Below are 24,200 nucleotides of genomic sequence, written 5' to 3' on the forward strand. Positions count from 1 at the left end.
TGTAATCGTTTTCACATGGCAACATCGATCTCTGGAGGACCATGCCGCCACGCAGGTATGACGCAATGCCTGCAGTGCAGCTCGCCGCACGACGCATGGCATGCCATCACGCAGGTGCAGCTATGCCGCCATGGCGCTAACCGCTGATCGCCAGTTGCTGCAACAATCCGGGACTGGGTGTCAGCGTCCATCCCCCGCTGCGCGCACGCAAGTGTCGCTCAGGAACAGACGTACCGACCGCCGGACGACCGGCGCCTTTCCGACAAGCTGCTGATAACGATGTCTCCAGAATCTGAAACGCGGTCCATGCACAACACCCTGATCCTGTTTGGCGCCACCGGCGATCTTGCCCAGCGCTATCTCTTTCCTTCCCTGCTGCGCCTGTTCATCGACGGCCTGCTGCCGGAGGACTTCCGCATCCGTGCGCTGGCGCTGTCGCCGCACGACACCGATGCATTTCGCGAAGTACTGCGGCCACGCCTGACCGAAGCATTGCCGATCGCGACCGCCGAACAGATCGACACGCTGCTGCAGCGAATCGATTACCGCTCGGTGGATCTGCGCGATGCCGAGTCGGTGGCCAATGCGGTCCGCGAGCTGGCCAGCCGCCGCTGTGTGAGCTACCTGGCGATCCCGCCGGGCCTGTACATCAGCACCTGCCAGGGCCTGGCGCTGGGTGGCGCGCTGGAGGCACCGCATCGCTTGATGCTGGAAAAACCGATCGGCCACGACTCCGACAGCGCCCGCGACATCCTGCAGTCGATCGGCGCGCTGATCGACGAGGACCGCGTGTTCCGCCTGGACCACTACCTGGGCAAGGCGGCGGTGCAGAACCTGATCGCACTGCGCTTCGGCAACACGCTGCTGGAGGCGGTCTGGAACCGCGCCTACATCGAGTCGGTGCAGATCCTGGTCGCCGAAAGCGAAGGCGTCGACGGGCGCGACGCCTACTACGCCCGCTCCGGCGCACTGCGCGACATGGTGCAGAGCCATATCCTGCAGCTGTTGTGCCTGGTGGCAATGGAGCCGCCGGCCTCGCTGGAAGCCGACCGCATCCGCGATGAGAAGGTCAAGGTGCTGCGCGCCCTGCGTCCGATGACCGCCGAGCACGCCGCGCATGACTGCGTGCGCGGCCGCTACACTGCCGGCAGCATCAACGGACAGCCGGCGCAGGCCTACCACCCGCCGGAAGGCAGTGACGTGGAGACCTTTGTCGCCGTCACCGCGCATATCGACAACTGGCGTTGGGCCGGCGTGCCGTTCCACCTGTGCACCGGCAAGCGGCTGGCCGAGCGCTCCACCCGCATCGTGGTGACGCTCAAGCCGGTGACGCATTGGCTGTTCGAACGCCCCGACCGCCAGAATGCGGTGCCGAACCGCCTGACCTTCCAGTTGCAGCCGCAGGAAAACATCGAACTCGGCCTGATGAGCAGCCTGGCTGGCCCGGAATGGGGCGCGATCGAACTGCAGCCGCTGGAACTGGAACTGTCGGTGCCGACGGGCCTGCACCGTCGTATCGCCTACGAACGTCTGTTTGTGGACGCCTTCAACGGCAACCCCGCGCTGTTCGTGCGCGACGACGAGGTCAAGGCAGCGTGGTCGTGGATAGACAGCGTCAGCGACGCCTGGAAAGACGCCGCGCTGCCGCTGCAGCCCTACCCGGCCGGCAGCTGGGGGCCCGAATCTGCTGCCCACTTCCTGCCCCCGGCCACCGACGCACAGGGAAACAACGCATGACCGCTCCTTCCAAGCCGGTGCTGGTTGCCGATATCGGCGGAACCAATGCGCGCTTCGCGCTGGCCGATGTCGACGCTTCGGTGCCGTTGCTGGATGACACCTCGCGCGAATTTGCCGTGGTGGACTTCGGTTCGCTGGGCGAAGCCGCGCGCTATTACCTCGACCAGATCGGCGTGCAGGCCACCCAGGGCGTGTTCGCCGTGGCAGGCCGCGTGGATGGCGACGAGGCACGCATCACCAACCATCCCTGGGTGATCTCGCGCTCGCGCACCGCCACCATGTTGGGTTTCAGTACCTTGCATCTGATCAACGACTTTGCCGCGCAGGCCATGGCCATCAGCCTGCTGCGCCCGCAGGACGTGGTGCAGGTGGGCGGCGCCAGCTGGCGGCCGGCGCCGATCGATCAAGCGCGCAACTATGGCGTGATCGGCCCGGGCACCGGCCTGGGCGTGGGTGGCCTGATCATTCGCAACGGGCGCTGCTTTCCGCTGGAAACCGAAGGCGGCCATGTCAGCTTCCCGCCCGGCACGCCGGAAGAAATCCGCATCCTGGAAATCCTGTCCGAGCAGTTCGGCCGGGTCTCCAACGAGCGGCTGATCTGCGGCCCTGGCCTGGTCAACATCCATCGCGCGCTCAGCGAGATCGCCGGCGTCGATCCCGGCCCGCTGCAACCCAAGGACATCACCGCGCGCGCGGCCGCGGGCGACCCGCGGTCCTCGCGCACCATCGACCTGTTCTGCGCCATCTTCGGTGCGATCGCCGGCGACATGGTGCTGATGCAGGGCGCCTGGGACGGCGTGTTCCTCACCGGCGGGCTGGTGCCCAAGGTGCTGGATTCGCTCCAGCATTCCGGCTTTCGCCAGCGCTTCGAGCACAAGGGCCGTTTCTCCGCGATCATGTCGAAGGTGCCATCGCTGGCGGTCATGCACCCGCATGCCGGCCTGCTGGGCGCCGCCGCATACGCGGTGGATGCACAACGTCAGCACCCCGGGGAGCAGCGATGAACCTGCAGGACAACCCGCGCATCGCCCTGGTGCGCTACGACGACCCGGCCGAGTGGACCGAGGCGGTGGCCAGCGAAATGGCCGACCTGCTGGAACAGGAAATCTCCCGGCGCGGCCAGGCACGCATGCTGTTGTCCGGGGGTACCACGCCTGCGCCGGTGTACGAGTCCCTCGCCCACCGGCCGCTGGACTGGTCGCGGGTGGAAGTGGGCCTGGTCGATGAGCGCTGGTTGTCGCCGCAGGATCAGGACAGCAATGCCTGGCTGGTGAATCACAGCTTCCTGACCCACGCACCGGCCGCGACCTTCATCCCGCTGGTTCGCCCAGGCAAGCAATTGCCCGAATGCGTGCACACCGCCAACCTGCAGGCCAAGCATGCCGAACCGGCCTGCCTGGCGGTGCTGGGCATGGGCGGTGACGGGCATACCGCGTCGTTGTTCCCGGGTGCCACCGACCTACCCAAGGCGCTGGCCAGCCCGCAGCCGTATGCCTCGCTGGATGCCACCGGCTGCCCGGGCTCGAACCAATGGCCGTTACGCATCACCCTCACACCTGCAGGGCTTGCCAGCATTCCGACGCGCCTGCTGTTGTTGCGCGGCAAGCAGAAGCTGGACGTGCTCCAGGCTGCGCTGGCAGGCGACGATGTCAACGAATATCCCATCCGCGTGGCGCTGCAGCAGCCTGGTCCGCGGTTGCGGGTGCATTGGTGTGCTTGAATGCGAGTGGTTTGATGCGAGTCCTTCGCAACAGCCGATGCGATGCGAGTCCCTCGAAAAAACCCGCACATCCATGTGCGGGGAATTAAAAGAGCATTTCCTTCCCCCCTGTTTCTCATAGCCGGTAGCCAATGAGCCTGCATCCGAATATCCAAGCCGTCACCGACCGTATCCGCAAGCGCAGCGCTCCCTCGCGCGCGGCGTATCTGGCCGGTCTCGATGCTGCCCTGCGTGAGGGTCCGTTCCGTAGCCGCTTGAGCTGCGGCAATCTTGCGCATGGCTTCGCTGCGTCCGAGCCGGGCGACAAATCGCGCCTGCGTGGTGCGGCCACGCCGAACCTGGGCATCATCACCGCCTATAACGACATGTTGTCGGCACATCAGCCGTTCGAACACTACCCGCAGCTGATCCGCGAGACTGCCCGCGCGCTCGGTGCCACCGCACAGGTGGCCGGTGGCGTGCCGGCGATGTGCGACGGCGTGACCCAGGGCCGCGCCGGTATGGAGCTGTCGCTGTTTTCGCGCGACAACATCGCCCAGGCGACAGCCATCGGCCTGAGCCACGACATGTTCGACAGCGTGGTGTACCTGGGCGTCTGCGACAAGATCGTGCCGGGCCTGCTGATCGGTGCGCTGGCGTTCGGCCATTTGCCGGCGATTTTCATGCCGGCCGGTCCGATGACGCCGGGCATTCCGAACAAGCAGAAGGCCGAAGTGCGCGAACGCTACGCCGCTGGCGAAGCCACGCGCGCCGAGCTGCTGGAAGCCGAGGCCTCGTCCTACCACTCGCCGGGCACCTGCACCTTCTACGGCACGGCCAACTCCAACCAGGTCTTGCTCGAAGCGATGGGCGTGCAGCTGCCCGGCGCCTCGTTCGTCAATCCGGAGCTGCCGTTGCGTGATGCGTTGACCCGCGAAGGCACCGCGCGCGCATTGGCGATCTCGGCGTTGGGCGAAGATTTCCGCCCATTCGGTCGCCTGATCGACGAGCGCGCCATCGTCAACGCCGTGGTCGCGCTGATGGCGACCGGTGGCTCGACCAACCACACCATCCACTGGATCGCAGTGGCGCGTGCGGCCGGTATCGTGCTGACCTGGGACGACATGGACCTGATTTCGCAGACGGTGCCGCTGCTGACGCGCATCTACCCGAACGGCGAAGCCGACGTGAATCGCTTCCAGGCCGCTGGCGGCACGGCATTCGTGTTCCGCGAGCTGATGGACGCCGGCTACATGCACGACGACCTACCCACCGTGGTGGAAGGCGGCATGCGTGCCTACATCAATGAGCCGCGCCTGCAGGACGGCAAGGTGACCTACGTGCCAGGCACTCCCACCACCGCCGACGACAGCGTGGCGCGTCCGGTCGGCGATGCCTTCGAATCGCAAGGCGGGCTGCGCCTGCTGCGCGGCAATCTCGGTCGCTCGTTGATCAAGCTGTCGGCAGTCAAGCCGCAGCATCGCAGCATCCAGGCGCCGGCCGTGGTGATCGATACGCCTCAGGTGCTCAACAAACTGCATGCCGCCGGCGTGTTGCCGCACGATTTCGTGGTGGTGTTGCGCTACCAGGGCCCGCGCGCAAACGGCATGCCGGAGCTGCATTCGATGGCGCCGCTGCTGGGCCTGCTGCAGAACCAGGGCCGGCGCGTGGCATTGGTCACCGACGGCCGCCTGTCCGGTGCCTCGGGCAAGTTCCCGGCCGCAATCCACCTGACGCCCGAAGCGGCACGCGGCGGCCCGATCGGGCGCGTACGCGAAGGCGACATCGTGCGCCTGGACGGCGAAGCCGGCACCCTGGAAGTGCTGGTCTCGGCCGAAGAATGGGCATCGCGCGAGGTTGCACCCAATACGTCCGTTGCCGGCAATGACCTGGGCCGCAATCTGTTCGCCATCAACCGCCAGGTCGTCGGCCCCGCCGACCAGGGCGCGATTTCGATTTCCTGCGGCCCGACCCATCCGGACGGTGCGCTGTGGAGCTACGACGCCGAGTACGAACTCGGTGCCGATGCTGCCGCTGCGGCAGCACCGCACGAGTCCAAGGACGCCTGATCCCCTTCCCTCTCTGCGGCCGCTCCGGCGGTCGCCGTCACCCGGAGTTGCAATGACGATTGCCCAGACCCAGAACACCGCCGAACAGTTGCTGCGCGATGCCGGCATCCTGCCGGTGGTCACCGTGGACACGCTGGACCAGGCGCGCCGCGTCGCCGATGCGCTGCTCGAAGGCGGTCTGCCCGCGATCGAGCTGACCCTGCGCACGCCGGTTGCCATCGATGCGCTGGCGATGCTCAAGCGCGAGCTGCCCAACATCGTGATCGGCGCCGGCACGGTGCTCAGCGAGCTGCAACTGCGCCAGTCGGTGGATGCCGGTGCAGACTTTCTGGTGACCCCGGGCACGCCGGCGCCGCTGGCGCGCCTGCTGGCGGATGCACCGATCCCGGCGGTTCCAGGCGCGGCCACCCCGACCGAGCTGCTGACGTTGATGGGCCTGGGCTTTCGCGTCTGCAAGTTGTTCCCGGCCACCGCCGTGGGCGGTCTGCAGATGCTCAAGGGCCTGGCTGGCCCGTTGTCCGAGCTCAAGCTCTGCCCCACCGGCGGCATCAGCGAGTCCAACGCCGCCGAGTTCCTGGCACAGCCGAACGTGCTGTGCATCGGCGGCTCGTGGATGGTGCCCAAGGACTGGCTGGCGCAGGGCCAGTGGGACAAGGTCAAGGAAAGTTCGGCCAAGGCGGCGGCGATCGTGCGGCAGGTGCGTGCAGGCTGACGCGCTGACGCCATCTCCAGCGGGTTGATCGTTGGATGACTTCGAATCTGTACGCCGATACAGATGTACGGATTCGCTAATGACGGCATTGGAGATCGAGTGATCCTGCATGACGGCGATCACTGCAGTGTTCGCCCGTAGGCCGAAAAAAATCTTTCGAAGCATCCTTGAGCGCGGCTTTTCTGCTCGAGGTCATGGCGATGGCACACCGATCTGCTCGAAGCCACGGTAATGAAACACCGAAGCGGCAGCGCGGCCGGCGATCGGCGGAGAGCGGCGCACGGATGTGTCGCGACGGCGCGTCAGACAGGATGTCTGTCGCTCCGAAGAGCCGATCCCCGGCTGCGCTGTCGCCCCTTACCGGAGCCGCTGATTGGCGGTCAGGTGCTTTGGTTGTCGTACGAGCCGAAGGAAGCAACCGTACCCTCACCCCAACCCCTCTCCCGGGGGGGGAGAGGGGCTTAACGCCTTACCTCGTTCACGATTCCAACGCAGCGCTCGACCGCCTCGCCTTCGGCACACCACGCGCACGCTGTACCAGCGCAGCCGCACCGCTGCTCATGTCGTCGAGGATCGCGTAGATCGTCGGCAGGAACAGCAGGCTCACCACCGTCGAAAACACCAGGCCGCCGGCGATGGCGCGCGCCATCGGGAAGTACGGTGGGCCGTCGCTGAACATCGTGGTGCTGGTCAGCGAGATCGGCACCATCGCCAGGATCGCGGTGCCCATGGTCATCATGATGGGCCGCAAACGCTCGCGTGAGCCTTCGACCAGCGCCTGCGTCCGCCCCATGCCGCGGCGGCGCAGATTGTTGATGTGCTCGATCATCACGATGCCGTTGTTCACCACCACGCCCATCAGCACCAGGATGCCGATGAAGGACATGATGCCGAACGAGGTACCGGTGATCCAGAACAGCCAGAACACCCCGAAGATCGAGAACAACACCCCGCTCATGATCGCCGCCGGGAACAGCAGCGATTCGAACACCGCGGCCATCACCACATAGATCATCACCAGCGCGATCACCAGATTGAACACCATCTGGTTCATCGCCTCGCCGTCGTTCTGGTAATCGCCGCCGTCGAAGGTGTAGCTGTAACCGGCCGGGAAACTCATCGCCTTGAGCGGCGCTTCCATCGCTGCGCGCGCCTCGGGCATGGTGACCTTTTCGGCGAGATTGGCCTTGATCGTCAGCGTCGTCTGCCGATTGGTGCGCCCGATCTGGGTGGCGGCCGGACGGATCTGCACCTCCACCAGACTCAGCAACGGTACGCTGCGGCCGTCCTTGGTGCGCACGGTGAAGCTGGCCAGATCTTCCGGCTTGCTCTGCTCGGCGCCGGCAAACCGCACCCACACCGGCACCTCGTTGTCGCCCCGGCGGAACTCGCGCAGCGGTGTGCCGCGCAATGCCAACCCGACAAAACTGGCCACCTGCTCGGCACTGAATCCGAAGGCAGCCGCGCGCTCGCGATCGACACGAATCGCCAGCTCGCTGGTGCGGTCGCCCGTATCCACATGCACATCGCGCAGCTCCTTGCGCTGCGCCAGCAGTGGAATCACATCGTCGGCCAGCGCTTTCAGTGCATCAGTCGAATCGCCGACCAGCTGCACCTGCACGCCCTGGTTGCCATTGCCGCCATCGCCCTGATTGCCGATGCTGTAATCGGCACGCGCAGAGCGCGGCAGCTCCTTGCGGATTTTTTCCAGCAGCGGCGGCAGGTCCTTGACCTTGCTCGCATCGAAGGTCACCACCGTATTGCTGCCTTCCACTTCGCTGAACCACGAATAGATCTGCGTGATGTGGTACCTGGCGCGATTGGCTTGGAGATAGTTTTCGACACGGCCGATCTCTTCGCCCAACTGCTCACGTGTGTACGAACCTTTCCACTGATACTGGATAAAGGCTTCGTTGCCCCCGTCGCCACCGAACATGTCGACCTTGGTCAACTTCATGGGCACCAGGCTGATCGCGCTGACCAGGATGATGCCGGTCACGCTCCATCCGCGGTGCGCCAACGTCCACGCCAGCACCTTGGCGTAACGGCGCTGCAGCCGTGCAATCACGCCGTGCTCGGAGGTCACCATCGGCGGCGTTTTCATGCGTGCCGACAACATCGGAATCAAGCTGATTGCCACCAGCCACGACGCCAGCAACGACACCGAGATGGTGATGGCGATCTGCGCCATGAAAATGCTGATGTTGTTGGTTTCGCCAAACAAATTCGGCACGAACACGATGCAATGGCACAAGGTGCCGGCGCTGAGCGCAATGGCCACGCTGCGCGTTCCCAGCAGCGCGGCAAGCTGCGGTTGATCGGGCATGCGCTCGCGTTCCTGGTAGATGCTTTCCACCACCACCACCGCGTTGTCCACCAGCATGCCCACTGCCAGCAGCAACCCCATCATGGTCAGGATGTTGAGCGTGACCCCGACGAAATACATGAAGCCCAAGGTGATGGCGAAGCAGATCGGGATCGCCAACGTCACCATCAGCGTCGATGGCCAATGCCGCAGGAAGAAGAACAACACCGTGATCGAGAGCAATAGGCCCACCGCGCCGGCTTCGGCCAGTTCGGCCAGCGACGAGGTCACCGCCTTGCCCTGGTTGTCGATCACCTTGACCTGCACATCGCGCAGCGCCGGTTGGGCGCGGATGTCTTCGACCTCTTTCAACGCCGCCTTCGACACCTCCACCAGATTGGCGCTGCGTTCCTTGTAGACATCCAGGCCGATGGCCGGGCGCCCATCCAGGCGCCGGCCATAATTCATGCGCGTCGGCTTGAGCCGCACCTCGGCGATGTCGCCCAGCCGCACACCTTTGGCATTGAGTACCAGCTCGCGCAATTCCTGCAGGTCGCGCAGCTCGCCGATTGGCTGCACCCGGATACGCTGGCCGTTGTCGTCGATCTGGCCTGCAGACACCGAGAAATTCAGCTTGCCCAAGCGCTCGCTCAGATCGTTGAGGCTGAGGTCGTGCGCGGTGAGCCGATCCGGTGCGATCGCGATCTCGACCTCGTTCGGCGGCGCACCGGAAATCTCCACCTTGGCCACGCCGGGGATGCGCTCGATGCGCCGCTTGAACTCGCGGTCGAGCATGTCGTACGCGCCGGTCAGATCGGTCTGGCTGGCCAGGCGCACCTTGAGCACCGGCTCGTCGCTGCTGGACCACTTGAAGACGTGGAAGCGCTGCAGATCCTCCGGAAAATCGTCGCGCACCGCATCCAGTCGCTCGCGCGCATCGGATGCGGCGATGGCGATATCGCGGTCCCAGTCGGAGAATTCGATGAAGATGTTCGCGCCGTCTGCGGTGGCGGTCGAGCGCATGCGCTTGATGCCGGTCATCGTTGCCAGCGCTTCCTCGGCCGGCCGCACCAGGTTGCGCTCCACCTCGTCCGGCGTGGAGCCGGTGTAGGGCAATTGCACGAACAGGAATGGCGCGGAAATATCCGGCAGCGCCTCCAAGGGCAGCCGGAACGCCGCGATCAAGCCCACCACCACCAGCGACACGAAGCACATGATGGTGGTGACCGGGCGACGGATGCTGAAGGCGGCAACGCTCATAGCGCCCCCAGTCCGTCGGCATTGCTTGCCGCCTGTGCACGTTGCCCGGCCATGCGCCGGCCGCGCTCCAGGTAGTACGCATCGGCACGGCGATCCAGCAGGTCGTACACCACCGGGATGACCAGCAAGGTCAGCAAGGTCGACACCAGCAACCCGCCGATCACGGTGATCGCCATCGGTGCACGCACTTCAGCGCCCTCGCCCATGGCCACCGCCAGCGGCAGGAAGCCGAACAAGGTGCACAAGGTGGTCATGATGATCGGCCGCAGGCGCGAGCGCGCACCTTCGATCAGCGCCTCGCGCTTGGGCACACCGTCTTCGCGCAGCTGATTGACCTTGTCGATCAGGATGATCGCGTTCTTGGTCACCAGGCCCACCAGCAGGATCAGGCCGATGAACACCACCACCGAGATCGGCTTGCCGGTCATCAGCAGGGCCAGCACCGCACCGACCATTGCCAACGGAATGGTGAACAGAATGACGAATGGATGCAGCAGCGACTCGAACTGCGAGGCCATCACCAAATAGACCAGGAAGATCGCCAGGCCGAACGCGAACAACAGCGACTTCACCGATTGCGCCAGCTCCTCGCCCTGCCCGCCGATGTGCATGCCCACGCCGGCAGCAAGCGGGTCCTTGCGCACCATCGTTTCCACTTCGCGTACCGCGCCGCCCAGGTCGATGTCCTTCAGGCTGGCCGACACGATCGCCACGCGGGTCTGGTCGGCACGATGGATCTCGCTCGGCCCCGTCGTCGCCAACACCTCGGCAACGGCCGCCAGGCGCACCGGCCGGCTGCTGCCCGGGTTGACGATCAGCTGACGGATCGCATCGACACTGGCGCGATCGGCTTGTTGGGCACGCACTAGCACATCAATCTTGCGGTCACGGAAGCTGTAGCGCGTGGCCACATCGCCACGTACCTTCTTGACGATGACATCGGCGATCTGCCGCGTGGTCAGCCCCAAGGCACCAGCGCGCTCCTGGTCGAAACGGATCTGGATCTCCGGGAAGCCCTCTTCCACCGTCGATTTGACGTCGGCGTAGTGGCCGTTGGCGCGCAGCATCGCGGCCAACTTCTGCCCGGCGCGTTCCAGCTCGCCCAGATCCTGGCCGCGCAGTTCCACTTCCAGCGGTGTCGAAAAACTGAACAACGCCGGCCGCGCGAAATCCACCTGTGCGCCCGGGTGCCCGACCATGCTGCTGCGCAGCCGCTCGGTCGCCGCCGCCTCCACTGCCGGGCTGCCGCCACCGGCCATCACCACGGTGAGCTTGCCGATGTTCTCGCCGCTCTCGGTGGGGTTGGCATCCAATCGCGTGCCGCTACCGCTGACGCCGTACAGCGAGGCGACGCCCGGGTCCTTGTCGTGCGCCAGCTGCAACTCGCGCACCACTGCATCGGTCTGCGCCAGCGGCGTGCCGGAAGGCAGTTTGACGGTCATTTCGAAGCGATCCTGCGCCAGCTGCGGAATCAGATCCGCGCCCAGCATCGGCACCAGAAACACTGTCCCGATGAACGCCGCCGCGGCCAGCCCCAGCACCAACCAGGGACGCCGCAGCGCCGCCGGCAACATCCCCAGATAGCCACGCTCGGCACGGGCATACGGCGCCATCGCCAGGTCGCTGGCCTTGCGCATCACCGGCCCCACCACGCGGCTCAACCCGCGCCACACCTTCACCACCGCCCACGCCGCACCGAAGAACGCATAACGCACGCTCGCACCCGCGCCGCGCCGCCCGGCCGCCACCGGCTTGAGCCAGCGCTGCTCGGGCCGCCAATCCGGATGGCTCGGCTCGTCCGGGAACGCCATCGGCGGCGCGCCCTTGAGCGAGCTCAGCATCGGAATCAGCGTCATCGACACCACCAGCGAAATCGCAATCGCGATCGCCACCGTCAATGCCTGATCGCGGAACAACTGCCCGGCGATGCCTTCGACGAACACCAACGGCAGGAATACCGCAATGGTGGTCAACGTGGACGCCATCACCGCCATGCTCACTTCGCGGGTGCCGGCGATGGCCGCGTCCAGTACGCCCAGGCCACGCTCGCGTGCCTTGGCGATGCTCTCCAGCACCACGATCGAATCGTCCACCACCAGGCCGGTGGCCAACGCCAGCCCGCCCAGCGACATCACGTTGAGGCTCAACCCCAGCTGACCCATGAAGAAGAACGTGGTGATGATCGACACCGGCAACGACAGGCTGATCACGAACGTGCTCCAGCCATCGCGCAGGAACAGGAAGATGATCAGGATCGCCAGCACGCCGCCAATCACCGCATCTTTTTTGACATCGCTGATCGCATGCTCGATGAAGTGCGATTGGTCCTCGATCGTGGTGATTTCCACATCGCCCGGCACCGTCGCCTTGAGTTGCTCCAGGCGCTTGCGCAGCGCCGCGGCGGTGGACACGGTATTGGCATCGCCTTCCTTGTAGATCGCCAGCTCCACCGCTTCCTTGCCGCCCAGGCGGATGATCGCCTCGCGCTCCTTGTAGCCCTGGCGCACCTGCGCCACATCCTTCAGCCGCACCGGCATGCCGCCGGCGATGCTGCTACTGGACGAGGAGGAGGTGCTCTGCACTTCGGCCGCTGCCGCCAGCGCCGCCTGCGAACCGGTGGACGCCGCAATGGCGTACATCTGCTGCATCGCCGCTTCGGCCGCGCTGCCGCTGCTGCTTTGGGTGGTCACCAGCATGTTGCGGATCTCGTCCAGATCCACGAACTGGTTGACCGTACGCACCAGGTAGCGCTGCGAGCCTTCTTCCAGCCGACCGCCGGAGATGTTGACGTTCTCCTCCTTGAGCCGGGTGATCACGTTGTCGATCGGCAGATTGAGCTGCGCCAACTTCTGCTGATCGATGTCGACCTGGATCTCGTCTTCCAGCCCGCCGCCGACCTTCACCGCTGCCACGCCGGCCACCGGTTCGAGCTTCTTTTTCAGGTCTTCGTCGGCATAGCGACGCAAGCCGGTGAGCTGGCGGATCGCATCTGTATCGGAGGCCGGCGACTGCTTGGGCGACAACGCCAGCCGCATGATCGGCTCGGTGGAAGGATTGAAGCGCAGCAGTACCGGCGGCTTGGTTTCCAGCGGCAGCGACAAGGCCTCCATTTTGTCGCGCACCTCCAGGCTGGCCTGGTCCATATTGGTGCCCCAGGCAAACTCCAGCACCACATCGCTCTGCCCTGTGCGCGAGATCGACTTGAGCTTGCGCAGGTTCTTGACCACCCCGACCGCTTCTTCCACCGGCTCGGTCACCAGCGTTTCGATTTCCGCCGGCGCCGCGCCGGTGTATTCGGTGCGTACGGTGAGCGTGGGATAGCTCAGATCGGGCAGCAGATTGACCTTGAGGCTGCGTAACGCGATCAGCCCGAACAGCAGCATCGTTACGGTGATCATGGCGATGGTCACACGCCGCCGCGTGGCGAAGGCCACCAGGCCACCGCCGCCAGGCAGTGGTGCGTGCGGATCATGCACGGGTCCGTGCGGGTTGCCGTTCTCGCTCATGCGTGCGTCTCATCATGTGCGGGCGCAGCGGCCTTGGTCGCGACCGGCTTGCGATCGGGTTGGCCGATCACCTGCACCGCAGTGCCGTCGCGCAGCGCCACCTTGCCGGCAGTCACCACCTGGTCGCCTTCCTTCAGGCCCTGCCGCACTTCCAGCCACGGCCCCTCGGCATAGCCCAGTTTCACCGGCACCCGGCTGGCCTTGCCGTTGCGCACTACGAACACTGCCGGTTCGCCATCGTCCAATAACGCCAGGCGCGGGATCACCAAGGCGTCCTTGCGCTGGTCGTAATCGATACGGATGCGCCCGAACATGCCCGGCTGCAACGCTTCGGCCCCCTGGCCGAATGCGCAGACCACGCGAAACGTGCCGCTGCCCGAGTCCACCACCGGCGCGATGCGATCCACCTTGCCGACGAATTGTTGGCCCGGTAGCGCATCGGCCAGCAAGGTCACCGGCTGGCCCGACTTGAGCGTGGCCAATTCGCGTTCGGGCACATTGAGCGTGGCCTCCAGCTGCGAATCGTCGACGATGCGGAAGATCGGCGTATTGATCTGCACGAAGTTGCCGGTCTTGATCGAGCGCGATGCGATCACGCCGGAGATCGGCGCCTGCACCGTGGTGTACGACAGCTCCAACGATGCAAGCCGGTGCTGCGCACGACTGTTTTCGACATCGAATTTGAGCTGGTCCACATCCGCGGCGCTGACCAACTGCTGCCCTACCAACTGGGTGGCGCGGCGATAGCTATTTTCCAGCTTGCGCAGCTGGGCTTCGCTCTGCGCCACCGCCAGATGCGCGCGATCCGGATCCAGCCGCACCAGTGCCTGGCCCGCCGACACCTTCTGCCCCTCTTCCACCATCACCGACAGCGCAACGCCCGAGGTCTTGGCCACTACTTGCGCCTCGGCGCGTGGCTCCAGCGCAGCGGTGCCGGTGTAACTGGCGGCCACCGCACGGCGCGCGGCCTTGGCGATTTCCACCGGCACCGCATCGACGGCCTTCTTTTCCTCGGCGGTCTTGGCCTGGCCCTCTCCTGCCTTGCAACCGCCCAGCAGCAGGCTCGTGGTGATCAACAATGCAGCGGCGCAGGTTCCGCTGCGACCCGGCAAGAAGGAGAGTGGCGACATCGTCGTGTCCTAGTGGATGCGTGAACAGGTGTTGTAGGCAAGTAGACCACCCAGATGCACATGCCGCCAATGCGCCAAAGGTCATGGTCTATTCAACTTGGCCTATTCACCCGGTTTGCGCCGCGCCAAATCGCAGGCATACTCGGTCCGGTTCCGTCACGCCCCCACGTGCGGACGCTCAATCAGTCTTCCGGATACGAAACCATGCGCCCGCAGCCGCTCGCCGCTTGTCTCGCTCTGGTCGTCTTCCTGCCGTTTGGGGGCGCATCAGCAACACCGCAAGCCACACCCGCAGCTCCGGCCCCCCCGGCACCTGCTGCCGCGGTGGCAACCCCTGCCGCGCCGACCGGCAACCCGTCGAATGGGCGCTTGCTCGCCTATACCTGCCAGGGTTGCCACGGCGTCACCGGCTATAAGAACGCCTACCCCAGTTATCGCGTGCCCAAGATTGGCGGCCAGACCAGCCAGTATTTGACCCAGGCGTTGACCGAATATCGCCAGGGCAAGCGCAAGCATCCAACCATGCAGGCACAGGCGCAGAGCTTTTCCGAGCAGGACATCGCCGACATCTCCGCCTTTCTGTCCACCCTCAAGTAAGCGCCCACATGCCGAACGCACTGCACGCTCCGCGTCTAGCCATCGTCCTGGTCGCTGCCCTGATGATGGCGGCCTGTTCCCAATCCCAGGTTGAGTCCACCGATCACTCCGCTGGCGACCCCGGCCACGCCAGCGGCGAGCACGGCTCCGGCTCGTCGGCAGGTCTGCCCACCGGCCGCGCCGACGCCGGCGACAAACTCGCCCATGCCAAGGGCAAGGCGACAGGCCAGAGCTGCGTGGACTGCCACGGTGCCGATGGCAATGCGCCGATCGATCCCAGCTATCCCAAACTGGGCGGCCAATACGGCGACTATCTTGCGCATGCGCTGCAGGCCTACCGTAGCGGAGACCGTCAGCATCCGTTGATGACCGCCCAGGCCACGGCGCTGAGCGATCAGGACATCGCCGACCTGGCGGCGTACTTCGGCGCGCGTCAGACGCAGTTGCGCGATCTGCACGGCGTCAACTGAGTGCGATGCGAACGTCGCACCGTCTCATTCGGAATGAAAAAGCGCTTGCGCGAACATTAACAGGCCGCTATCATTTCGTTCTCAGTTTCGTGGGGCCATAGCTCAGCTGGGAGAGCGCCTGCATGGCATGCAGGAGGTCGGCGGTTCGATCCCGCCTGGCTCCACCACTTCAGACATTAGGCCGTCTCAAGTGGACAACGAGGTTTTGATACGCGTCCCCATCGTCTAGAGGCCTAGGACACCACCCTTTCACGGTGGACACCGGGGTTCGAATCCCCGTGGGGACGCCAATCATCCAAAAGCCCCGGCACTGCCGGGGCTTTTTTTTGCCTGTCACCAGGCCGAATCCGGTTCTGAGCGAGGCTGGGCATGCCTCGGTTCATCGCCATGATGCAGCGGACAGAAAGAGTTGAATCTCTGCCGCGGATGGCACAGCGCTTGGTGTGCGCATCGATACGCACGCACTGCTGTTCGGCAGGCCGCTACTGATGCCGACACCCGCTCGATCCAAGCGCTTGACGAGTTGCGGCACGACTCAAGCGTATGCGCGTTCGCGCGCGCACATAATTTTGCTGTCGATGTCCCTGCCCGCCTCGCAGTTGGCACGTTGCCAGAAGCGTCGCGGCAGTTGCTCGCAAATCGACCGCTGTCGAAGTGAGTGCAAACTCACATCGGCGCATCCAGCGCGCCGATATCGTCGTCACTGCAATCCACTGCACACCCCGAACACCGAGGACTTATGGCGCTTCATGCACTCCAGCTGCGCCGTTGCTGTTCAATGGCGCGCTCGACGCATGCGGCCTGGCAGTTCGCCCGGCGGCTGCGCCCTTGCTACAACTTTTTTGCCCAGACCACTTCCCATCGCGCGGCGATGTCGCTATGATTGCCGGCTCGCAGCAACGCGGGGCCATAGCTCAGCTGGGAGAGCGCCTGCATGGCATGCAGGAGGTCGGCGGTTCGATCCCGCCTGGCTCCACCACTTCAGACATTAGGCCGTCTCAAGTGGATAACGAGGTTTTGATACGCGTCCCCATCGTCTAGAGGCCTAGGACACCACCCTTTCACGGTGGACACCGGGGTTCGAATCCCCGTGGGGACGCCAATCATCCAAAAGCCCCGGCACGGCCGGGGCTTTTTCTTGTCTGTCCCTAACCTTCGTCTCAGACGTATTTCGAGGCCATTGCGGGCTGGGACCAGTGGCGCGCAAATGCATTTCACTGGCGAGCCTTGTATGCAACTCCCCGCTACGCACTTGCAAGCCATTACATCGCTGACCGATCGTCTCGCCACCTCGCAAATGCGTTCGGGGCGTGTCGCAGGCCCCATCGCACGCTAATGCGATGAGTAAAACCTCCGTCCGATCTCAAGGCCAGCCACGCAGTGCACGGTGCGAAACACCTCAGGTCTGCCCGCTATCCAGCGCCTTGCGGCCCTCGTGCGTCAGGTCGATGTCGCCATCTTCGGCTTGCGTGGCATAGCCGGCGCGTACCGCCCAGTTTCCCTCTTCGTCGGCCACCGGCTTGGTGTCGTGGATGTCGCGCAGGATGCGCAGCTGTTGCGAAGCATCGAAGTCCATGGGGTCACCCGCTCAAAAGAGACTCCCACGGTACGCAAGCAGCGTGATGGTCGCGTGCCTGCAACGTCATCCATTACCTGCGCACTGCACGGCGCGCGGCAGTTGCGTGCCTGATGCGTGGCGTGCCGATGGACGAACTCGGGCGATCAGCATCTGCGCCACGCAGATGCACTGCAAACAAATTGCTCCTGACGCCAGTCGTGCATCGCGCGCCAACCACGCCGTCGCTTCGCGCTCCGTTCGACCGCACTGACGGTCGCCAGCCTCGCTGGTCGCGCCGCATCAACGAAGCCCCACGCCTGCCGAACGGCACACAGCAAAAAGCCCCACCGGACTTCTCCAGAAGGGCTTTCGCTGGTACTGCAACAACCTGGTGCCGAAGGTGGGACTCGAACCCACACGCTTTTAAGGGCGGCGGATTTTGAGTCCGCTGCGTCTACCGATTCCGCCACTTCGGCGTGGCCGCGCAGTATAGCGACTTGTTGTTGAAACGAACAGTGTCAGTTTGCGCCTGACGAATTCAGGTGCAAGCGGGGTCTGCAGCGCTGTGTCCAGGCAGTCCCGATATACTGGCCGACTCAGTAAAGGAGTAAGCAATGTCGGTGTTGCGTGGAGTTCGGGTACTCGTGGTCGAAAACGATGACATGAATGCCATGCTGCTCGACCTGCAGCTTGTTCAGGCGGGTGCCGTCGTCATCGGCCCGGTCGGCGAAGTGCGCGATGCCCTGCAGCTGATCAGCGCCGAGCCACCGGATATCGCAGTGCTGGACTATCGCCTGGGTAACGGCGAAACCAGCGAACCGGTCGCACGCCTGTTGTCGGAGCGCGGTATCCCGTTCGTGCTGGCAACCGGCGTGGCCATCGGCAGCATCCCGAGTGGATTCGAACGTGGTGTCATCCTGATCAAGCCCTATCTGTCCGAAGAACTGATCGGTGCATTGTCCAAAGCGCGCGAGTTGCGCGGCGCTGAGGGCTGAGCAGCAGGACCGGGCGCCCTGCCGGTGCCACTGCCAGGTGCGGCACGCCTGCCCTCTCTCTAACACCTTATCCTTCTGCCACAGACGCATTGTGTTGCCATGTGCCGGCAGCGATTAGCTGAATCGCCGGTTCCGCGGCGCTGCCGGTGCAGGCCGGTTGCTACTAGAATTTGCCATCGAAGAATGACGGGCGGGTCGCTGGATGGATATCGCCGTGTCGCCGTTAGCCGGCTTGCTGCCGGAGACGAGCGAAACTGCAGCATTACTGGCCGCTTCCGTGCACGCTGCGGACGCGCTGTTGGGCGACAGCCCCGCGCTGCGCACAGCACTCTCGATCTGCCTGCATGCGCAAGTTCCGATGCTGCTCGTATGGGGCCGCGACGAGCGCTGTATCTACAACGATGCCTGCATTGCACGACTGGGACCGCACCACCCGGCGGCATTCGGGCAGCCGCGTGCGGCGCTGACATATGCATCCAATCGCGATGGCGATGACGAACCAGCCGCGGCAATGGCCCTGGAGCTGGAGCGCTGGTCATGCAGCCCAGTGCTGCAAACGGGCGAGCAGGTAGGCGCGCTCTACATCGGCGTTGCGGATTCGACCGCTGACGTCAGCGAACAACGTCGCAGCGATAGTCGCGACAGTTTTCTATTGATGCTGGAAGACGCACTGCAGCACGTGTCCGATCCGCGGCAGATCATCGACACCAGCGTGCGCCTGCTTGGCGAGCATCTGCAGGCGAACCGTTGCGCATTCGGTCTGGTCGCTGCCGATGGCAGCACCATGCATGTCATCAGCGACCATGTGCAGGACATGCCGAGCCTGCAAGGCGACTTCCCACTGGAGGCCGCACAGGGCCTGCGCGATGCGCTGCTGGCGAACCGCCCCTGGTTCACGACCGATGCGATGGCGCCGGGTGCGCCGGACTATGTGGCCGAGCAGTACCGCCGCTCCGGCTTGCGCGCCTCGCTGGCCATTCCGCTGCACAAGCACGACCGATTGGTGGCCGCGATCGGCGTCCATCAGCGCGCACCGCGGCGCTGGCTGTCGGCGGAGATCGAACTGGTGCGATTGGTCGTGGCACGCTGCTGGGAATCGATGCAACGGGCCAAGGCGCAGCAGCAACTCGCGGCCAACGAAGCGCGCCTGCGCCGCCTCGCCGATACGCTGCCGCAGATCATCTTCATTGCCGATCCGGACGGACGACCGCACTACTTCAACCAGCGCTGGTACGAGTACACCGGCCTGGATCCTTCCAGCAACGAAGATGCCGCCTGGCACCGCGCGCACACCGCCGATGGTCTGCGCCTGTCCGAGCAGGCGTGGAGCCTGGCATTGAAAGGCCAGCGCGCTCTCGAGGTGGAGTGCGAACTGCTGCGTCACGACGGGCAATCGCGCTGGCACCTGGTGCGCGCGCTCCCGGTGCGCGGCGACGATGGCAGCATCAGCGAGTGGATCGGTACCTACACCGACATTCATGACCGGCGCGCATTCGAGCAGCAATTGCGCGAAAGCGAAGTGCGCTTCCGTGCGCTCTGCGAGACGGTGCCAGCGATGATCTGGATGGCCGACGCGCAAGGCGATTGCGTGTACTGGAATCCGCGCTGGTACAACTTCACCGGACAGGGGGAAGACCAGGCACTGGATCAGGGCTGGTGGGATGTGATGCATCCGGACGATGCAGCACGCGTGCGGCATGCCTTTGAACAGGCACTCGAGCAACGCGGCGAATTCCTCGCCGAATACCGCGTGCGCCGCCACGACGGGCAATACCGCTGGTGCATCGACACCGCATCCCCGCACTTCGCCAGCGACGGACGGTTTCTTGGGCACATCGGCTCGCTCACCGACATCTCCGAACGCAAGCACATCGAAGATGCCACCGCTTCGGACCGCGCGATCCTGAGTTTGATCACCACCGGCGCACCATTGCCGGTGGTGCTGGATGCGATCGCATTGAGTGTGGAGGCACGCGGTGAAATCCCGTTGTACTGCTCGGTGATGGTGCGCGATGAGGTCCGCCACACCTTGAGTTTCGGCTCGGCACCGCATTTTCCGATCGAGTACCGCGGGCACTTCGAGCCATCGCCGATCGGGCCGGATGGTCCGCCGTGCGCCCTGTCGGCGCACCTGGGTCGTCAGGTGATCTGCAGCGATCTCCAGGCCGATGCAAGCTTCAGCAGCCACCATGCGATCTCGGCAACGATGGGCATCGCCGCGTGTTGCGTTACCCCGATCCTGGCCAGCAACGGGCAGGTATTGGGCACGCTCAATATCTATTACGACCGCCCTCACCTACCGTCCTTGCGCGAGCAGGCGATGGCGCGCTCGGCCTCGCACCTGGCCGGCATCGTGATCGAACGCACCCGGGTGGATGCCAAGCTCAAGCTGTCGTTGCAGGCGGAAACCGCCGCGCGCGCGCAGGCCGAGCATGCCAACCGGGTCAAGGACGAATTCCTGGCCACGCTCAGCCATGAGTTGCGCACACCCCTCAACGCGATCCTGGGTTGGTCGCGGTTGATGCAATCGGACATCGCCGATCCGGCCAATATGGGCCGGGGCCTGGTGATCATCGAACGCAGTGCGCGCGCGCAGACGCAGATCATCGACGACCTGCTGGATATGAGCGCGATCCTGTCCGGCAAGATCCGCCTGCAGGCCGAGCATTTCGATATCGCCGGGTTGGTGCGCAGCGTGCTGGAACTCATGCAGCCGACCGCGTTGGCGCGCAAGATCGCACTGGAGCTGGATGCGCCTTGCGATGGCGAGCTGTGGTTCTTCGGCGATGCCGGGCGGCTGCAGCAGGTGCTGACCAACCTGCTCAGCAATGCGCTCAAGTTCACCCCTGCCGGCGGTACGGTGCGAGTGGCGATGGATGTCGAAGACGAGCGGCTGCGCCTGTGCGTACAGGACACCGGGATCGGCATTGCGGCGGATTTCCTGCCGCATGTGTTCGACCGTTTTCGTCAGGCCGATGCAGGCACTACACGGCGCGTGGGCGGCCTGGGGTTGGGCCTGTCGATCTCGCGTCAGTTGGTGGACCTGCATGGCGGCAGTCTGGGCGCCTCCAGCGCGGGCGAAGGCCAGGGCGCGCTATTTACCATCGTGTTGCCGTTCCAGCACGGGGTCAGCGATCTGCGGCCTGCCTCGGCAGACACCACCCACGCGGGCGCGCTGCCGGACGAGTGCCGCGACCGCCTGGCTGGCGTGCGCGTCCTGCTGGTCGACGACGATCAGGATTCGCGCGAAGCGGTGATGCAGTTCCTGATGCTGGCCGGGGCGCAGGTGCAGGCTGCCGGGTCGGTGGACGCGGCCGAGCACTGCTTGGCGAACGCGCACTTCGATGTATTGGTCAGCGATATCGCGATGCCCTTGCGCGATGGCTACGACTTGATCCGCACCGTGCGCTCGGGCCGCGCCGATCTGCCGCGGCATATTCCGGCCGTCGCCCTTACCGCCTATGTCCGCGAAGAAGACCGCGACCGCGCGGTAGTAGCCGGCTTCGATGCGCACATGGGCAAGCCGGTGGAACCACCCGGCCTGGTCGACCTGATCGAACGCTTGATCTTGCCCACGCGCGCGGTGCGGGCTGCAGTGGAATAGAAGTGGAGTAGCAGTGGAGCGTGCTCGGTCGATGACTTCGTCACCGATCGGCACACTGAGGATGCTTGCCTGCACCGAAGGCTTTTACTTATAAGCCAAACCGCAGACCATCCATCGCCACAATAGATCCGCGCCACGCCACCCAACCACGCCGATCAACCGACAGATCAAAAACGCGACCTAGCTACGCTTGGCACGCGCAAACGCCGCTGCCAGCGCATTGTCCGCCGGCGGCGCGGTGATCCGCGGTTTGCTATTGGCCTGCGCCTGACCGCGTCCACCACCGTCGCGCCTGCCCTGCCCCGGACCGCCGCTGCCACGGGCTTCGCGCGGCTGCGCTGCGCCATCTGCCGCTGGCGGCGTGTCGGACAGACGACAGGTCAGCGCGATGCGCTTGCGCGCCACATCCACCTCCAGCACCTTGACCTTGACTATGTCGCCGGCCTTGACCACATCGCGCGGATCCTTGACGAAGGTCTCCGACAAGGCCGAGATGTGCACCAATCCATCCTGATGCACGCCGATATCGACGAACGCACCGAACGCGGCCACATTGCTGACCACACCTTCGAGCACCATGCCCGGCTTGAGGTGCTTGATGTCCTCGATGCCTTCGGCGAACTGCGCTGCCTTGAACTCCGGGCGCGGATCGCGGCCGGGTTTTTCCAGCTCTTTCAGGATGTCGCGCACGGTCGGCACACCGAATTGGTCGTCGGTGAACATCTCCGGCTTCAGGCCACGCAGAAAACTGCCGTCGCCCAGCAATGCCTTGATCGGCTTGCCGGTGCTGCTCACGATGCGTTCCACCACCGGATACGCTTCCGGATGCACCGCCGACACATCCAACGGCTCCTCGCCATCGGCAATGCGCAGGAAACCGGCGCATTGCTCGAAGGTCTTCTCGCCCAGCCGCGGCACCTTGAGCAGGTCCTTGCGTCGCTTGAACGGGCCATTGTCGTCGCGGTGACGCACGATATTTTCCGCCACCGTGCCTGACAGCCCGGACACGCGCGACAACAACGCCGCCGAGGCCGTATTGACGTAGACACCGACCGCGTTGACGCAGTCTTCCACCCGCGCTTCCAATGCCTTGGCCAGACGGTATTGATCCACATCGTGCTGGTACTGGCCCACGCCGATCGCCTTGGGCTCGATCTTCACCAGTTCGGCCAATGGATCCTGCAGACGGCGCGCGATCGACACGGCGCCACGCAGCGACACATCCAGATTCGGGAATTCTTTGGCCGCGAACTCCGAGGCCGAATACACCGATGCGCCCGCCTCGCTCACCACCACCTTCTGTACCTTGGCAGCGCCGCACAGCGCAATCGCCTCACCGGCCAGCTTGTCGGTCTCGCGGCTGGCGGTGCCGTTGCCGATCGCGATCAGCTCCACGTTGTGCTGCATGCACAACTTTTTGATGGTCTGCAGCGACTGATCCCACTGCCGCTTGGGTTCGTGCGGATAAATCGTTTCGGTGGCCACCAGCTTGCCGGTGGCATCGACCACGGCGATCTTGCAACCGGTACGGATGCCCGGATCCAGCCCAAGCACCACCCGCGGACCGGCCGGCGCTGCCAGCATCAGGTCCTTGAGGTTGTCGCCGAATACCGCGATCGCTTCGGCCTCGGCCTTTTCGCGCGCCTGGTTGAACAGGTCCAACAGCAAGTGCATATGCAACTTGGCGCGCCAGGTCAGCCGGCACGCGTCCAGCAACCAGCGATCGGCTGGACGGCCTTCGTTGGAGATACCGGCATTGCGCGCCACACGGCCTTCGGCGTACTGGTGGCCAGCCTCGGCATCGCTGCCCGGATCCAGATCCAGATACAGGATTTCTTCGCGGCGTGCGCGAAACAGCGCCAGCAAGCGGTGCGAAGGAATCTTCGCCAATGTTTCGGCGTGATCGAAGTAGTCGCGGTACTTGGCACCGGCCTCTTCCTTGCCCTCGGCGACCCGTGCGCGGATCACGCCATTGTCGCTCAGCCAACTGCGCAGCTCACCGACCAGCGCCGCATCTTCACCCCAGCGCTCCATCAGGATGGCGCGCGCGCCTTCCAGCGCCGCCTTGCTGTCGGCAACGCCTTTCTCGGCATCGACGAAGGCTGCCGCGGCCACGTCCGGGGATTGCGTCGGGTCCGCCAACAGGCCATCGGCCAGTGGCTCCAGCCCGGCTTCGCGCGCGATCTGCGCGCGGGTGCGGCGCTTGGGCTTGTAGGGCAGGTACAGGTCTTCCAGCCGCGACTTGGTGTCGGCTGCCAAGATCTCGTTGCGCAATTCGTCGCTGAGCTTGCCCTGCTCGCCGATGCTGGACAGGATCGCCGCGCGGCGCTCTTCCAGCTCGCGCAGATAGGTCAGGCGCGTTTCCAGGTTGCGCAGCTGAGTGTCGTCCAGCCCGCCGGTGACTTCCTTGCGGTAGCGGGCGATGAAGGGGACGCTGGCGCCTTCGTCGAGCAAGGCGATGGCGGCGTGCGCCTGGGCGGGCTGGGCACCGATCTCATCGGCGATGGTGCGAGCAATCTGCTGGGCGAGCTGGCTATCGTGCATGACGGCGCGGGGTG

General features: G+C 64.9%; 14 protein-coding genes and 5 tRNA genes. 13 read left to right on the plus strand and 6 right to left on the minus strand.

The annotated features are described in order from the left end of the window. Nucleotides 1-306: 306 nt before the first annotated feature. The 5 genes from zwf to HLH45_RS15760 all read left to right on the plus strand — a co-directional run bounded on the left by zwf (nt 307) and on the right by HLH45_RS15760 (nt 6,217). Nucleotides 307-1,737, plus strand: a complete 1,431-nt coding sequence (zwf, locus tag HLH45_RS15740) for a glucose-6-phosphate dehydrogenase (protein ID WP_008576676.1) — start codon at nt 307-309, stop codon at nt 1,735-1,737. Further along, entirely contained in the window at nt 1,734-2,741 is a 1,008-nt protein-coding gene (gene glk, locus HLH45_RS15745) for a glucokinase (RefSeq protein WP_005929801.1), read from the plus strand. The genes zwf and glk overlap by 4 nt, the downstream gene beginning before the upstream one ends. Next, nucleotides 2,738-3,457, plus strand: coding sequence for a 6-phosphogluconolactonase (pgl, locus tag HLH45_RS15750; protein ID WP_008576678.1), 720 nt, complete (start codon nt 2,738-2,740; stop codon nt 3,455-3,457). Before glk ends, pgl begins: the two co-directional genes overlap by 4 nt. 131 nt (nt 3,458-3,588) lie before the next feature. Continuing rightward, the gene (edd, locus tag HLH45_RS15755) at nt 3,589-5,505 is read left to right on the plus strand and encodes a phosphogluconate dehydratase (RefSeq protein WP_008576679.1); all 1,917 of its coding nucleotides are present in this window, start codon (nt 3,589-3,591) and stop codon (nt 5,503-5,505) included. 52 nt (nt 5,506-5,557) lie between these two features. After that, on the plus strand, nt 5,558-6,217 hold the full coding sequence (locus tag HLH45_RS15760; RefSeq protein ID WP_008576680.1) for a bifunctional 4-hydroxy-2-oxoglutarate aldolase/2-dehydro-3-deoxy-phosphogluconate aldolase: 660 nt from the start codon (nt 5,558-5,560) through the stop codon (nt 6,215-6,217). Nucleotides 6,218-6,695: 478 nt separating this feature from the next. On the opposite strand, the gene HLH45_RS15765 is transcribed toward HLH45_RS15760, so the two are convergent. The 3 genes from HLH45_RS15765 to HLH45_RS15775 are packed head-to-tail and all read right to left on the minus strand — an operon-like array spanning nt 6,696 to nt 14,418. Continuing rightward, the gene (locus tag HLH45_RS15765) at nt 6,696-9,782 is read right to left on the minus strand and encodes an efflux RND transporter permease subunit (RefSeq protein WP_008576681.1); all 3,087 of its coding nucleotides are present in this window, start codon (nt 9,780-9,782) and stop codon (nt 6,696-6,698) included. Next, a complete protein-coding gene (locus HLH45_RS15770; RefSeq protein WP_008576682.1) occupies nt 9,779-13,288 on the minus strand; it encodes an efflux RND transporter permease subunit in 3,510 nt (1,169 codons plus the stop codon). The genes HLH45_RS15765 and HLH45_RS15770 overlap by 4 nt, the downstream gene beginning before the upstream one ends. Continuing rightward, the gene (locus HLH45_RS15775) at nt 13,285-14,418 is read right to left on the minus strand and encodes an efflux RND transporter periplasmic adaptor subunit (protein ID WP_008576683.1); all 1,134 of its coding nucleotides are present in this window, start codon (nt 14,416-14,418) and stop codon (nt 13,285-13,287) included. Before HLH45_RS15775 ends, HLH45_RS15770 begins: the two co-directional genes overlap by 4 nt. A gap of 204 nt (nt 14,419-14,622) precedes the next feature. On the opposite strand from HLH45_RS15775, the gene HLH45_RS15780 reads away from it, so the two are divergent. The 6 genes from HLH45_RS15780 (at nt 14,623) to HLH45_RS15805 (ending at nt 16,587) form a co-directional block, all read left to right on the plus strand. Continuing rightward, entirely contained in the window at nt 14,623-15,015 is a 393-nt protein-coding gene (locus tag HLH45_RS15780; RefSeq protein WP_033479153.1) for a c-type cytochrome, read from the plus strand. Nucleotides 15,016-15,023: 8 nt separating this feature from the next. Further along, the gene (locus HLH45_RS15785; protein WP_008576685.1) at nt 15,024-15,485 is read left to right on the plus strand and encodes a c-type cytochrome; all 462 of its coding nucleotides are present in this window, start codon (nt 15,024-15,026) and stop codon (nt 15,483-15,485) included. Nucleotides 15,486-15,576: 91 nt separating this feature from the next. After that, nucleotides 15,577-15,652: transfer RNA gene (locus tag HLH45_RS15790), tRNA-Ala, on the plus strand. A 47-nt stretch (nt 15,653-15,699) separates the two neighbouring features. After that, a tRNA-Glu gene (locus tag HLH45_RS15795) sits at nt 15,700-15,775 on the plus strand. Between the two features lie 613 nt (nt 15,776-16,388). Beyond that, nucleotides 16,389-16,464, plus strand: a tRNA-Ala gene (locus tag HLH45_RS15800). Nucleotides 16,465-16,511: 47 nt separating this feature from the next. Continuing rightward, nucleotides 16,512-16,587: transfer RNA gene (locus HLH45_RS15805), tRNA-Glu, on the plus strand. Between the two features lie 297 nt (nt 16,588-16,884). Here HLH45_RS15805 and HLH45_RS15810 read toward each other — a convergent pair. Together HLH45_RS15810 and HLH45_RS15815 are read right to left on the minus strand one after the other, a co-directional pair. Further along, nucleotides 16,885-17,061, minus strand: a complete 177-nt coding sequence (locus HLH45_RS15810) for a hypothetical protein (protein ID WP_003482805.1) — start codon at nt 17,059-17,061, stop codon at nt 16,885-16,887. Nucleotides 17,062-17,432: 371 nt separating this feature from the next. Further along, nucleotides 17,433-17,519: transfer RNA gene (locus tag HLH45_RS15815), tRNA-Leu, on the minus strand. Between the two features lie 138 nt (nt 17,520-17,657). Between HLH45_RS15815 and HLH45_RS15820 the strand changes: the two genes are divergently transcribed. Then, nucleotides 17,658-18,038 carry a response regulator gene (locus tag HLH45_RS15820; RefSeq protein ID WP_011347430.1) on the plus strand — a complete coding sequence of 127 codons (381 nt, stop codon included), beginning with the start codon at nt 17,658-17,660 and terminating at the stop codon, nt 18,036-18,038. 202 nt (nt 18,039-18,240) lie between these two features. Then, complete coding sequence (locus HLH45_RS15825; protein ID WP_046932261.1) at nt 18,241-21,642, plus strand: PAS domain S-box protein; 3,402 nt, start codon at nt 18,241-18,243, stop codon at nt 21,640-21,642. Nucleotides 21,643-21,822: 180 nt separating this feature from the next. Here HLH45_RS15825 and HLH45_RS15830 read toward each other — a convergent pair whose 3' ends face one another. Continuing rightward, nucleotides 21,823-24,186, minus strand: a complete 2,364-nt coding sequence (locus tag HLH45_RS15830; RefSeq protein ID WP_008573244.1) for a Tex family protein — start codon at nt 24,184-24,186, stop codon at nt 21,823-21,825. Nucleotides 24,187-24,200 lie beyond the last annotated feature (14 nt).

The sequence above is a fragment of the Xanthomonas euvesicatoria genome, assembly GCF_013112235.1.
Taxonomy (GTDB): Bacteria; Pseudomonadota; Gammaproteobacteria; order Xanthomonadales; family Xanthomonadaceae; genus Xanthomonas; species Xanthomonas euvesicatoria.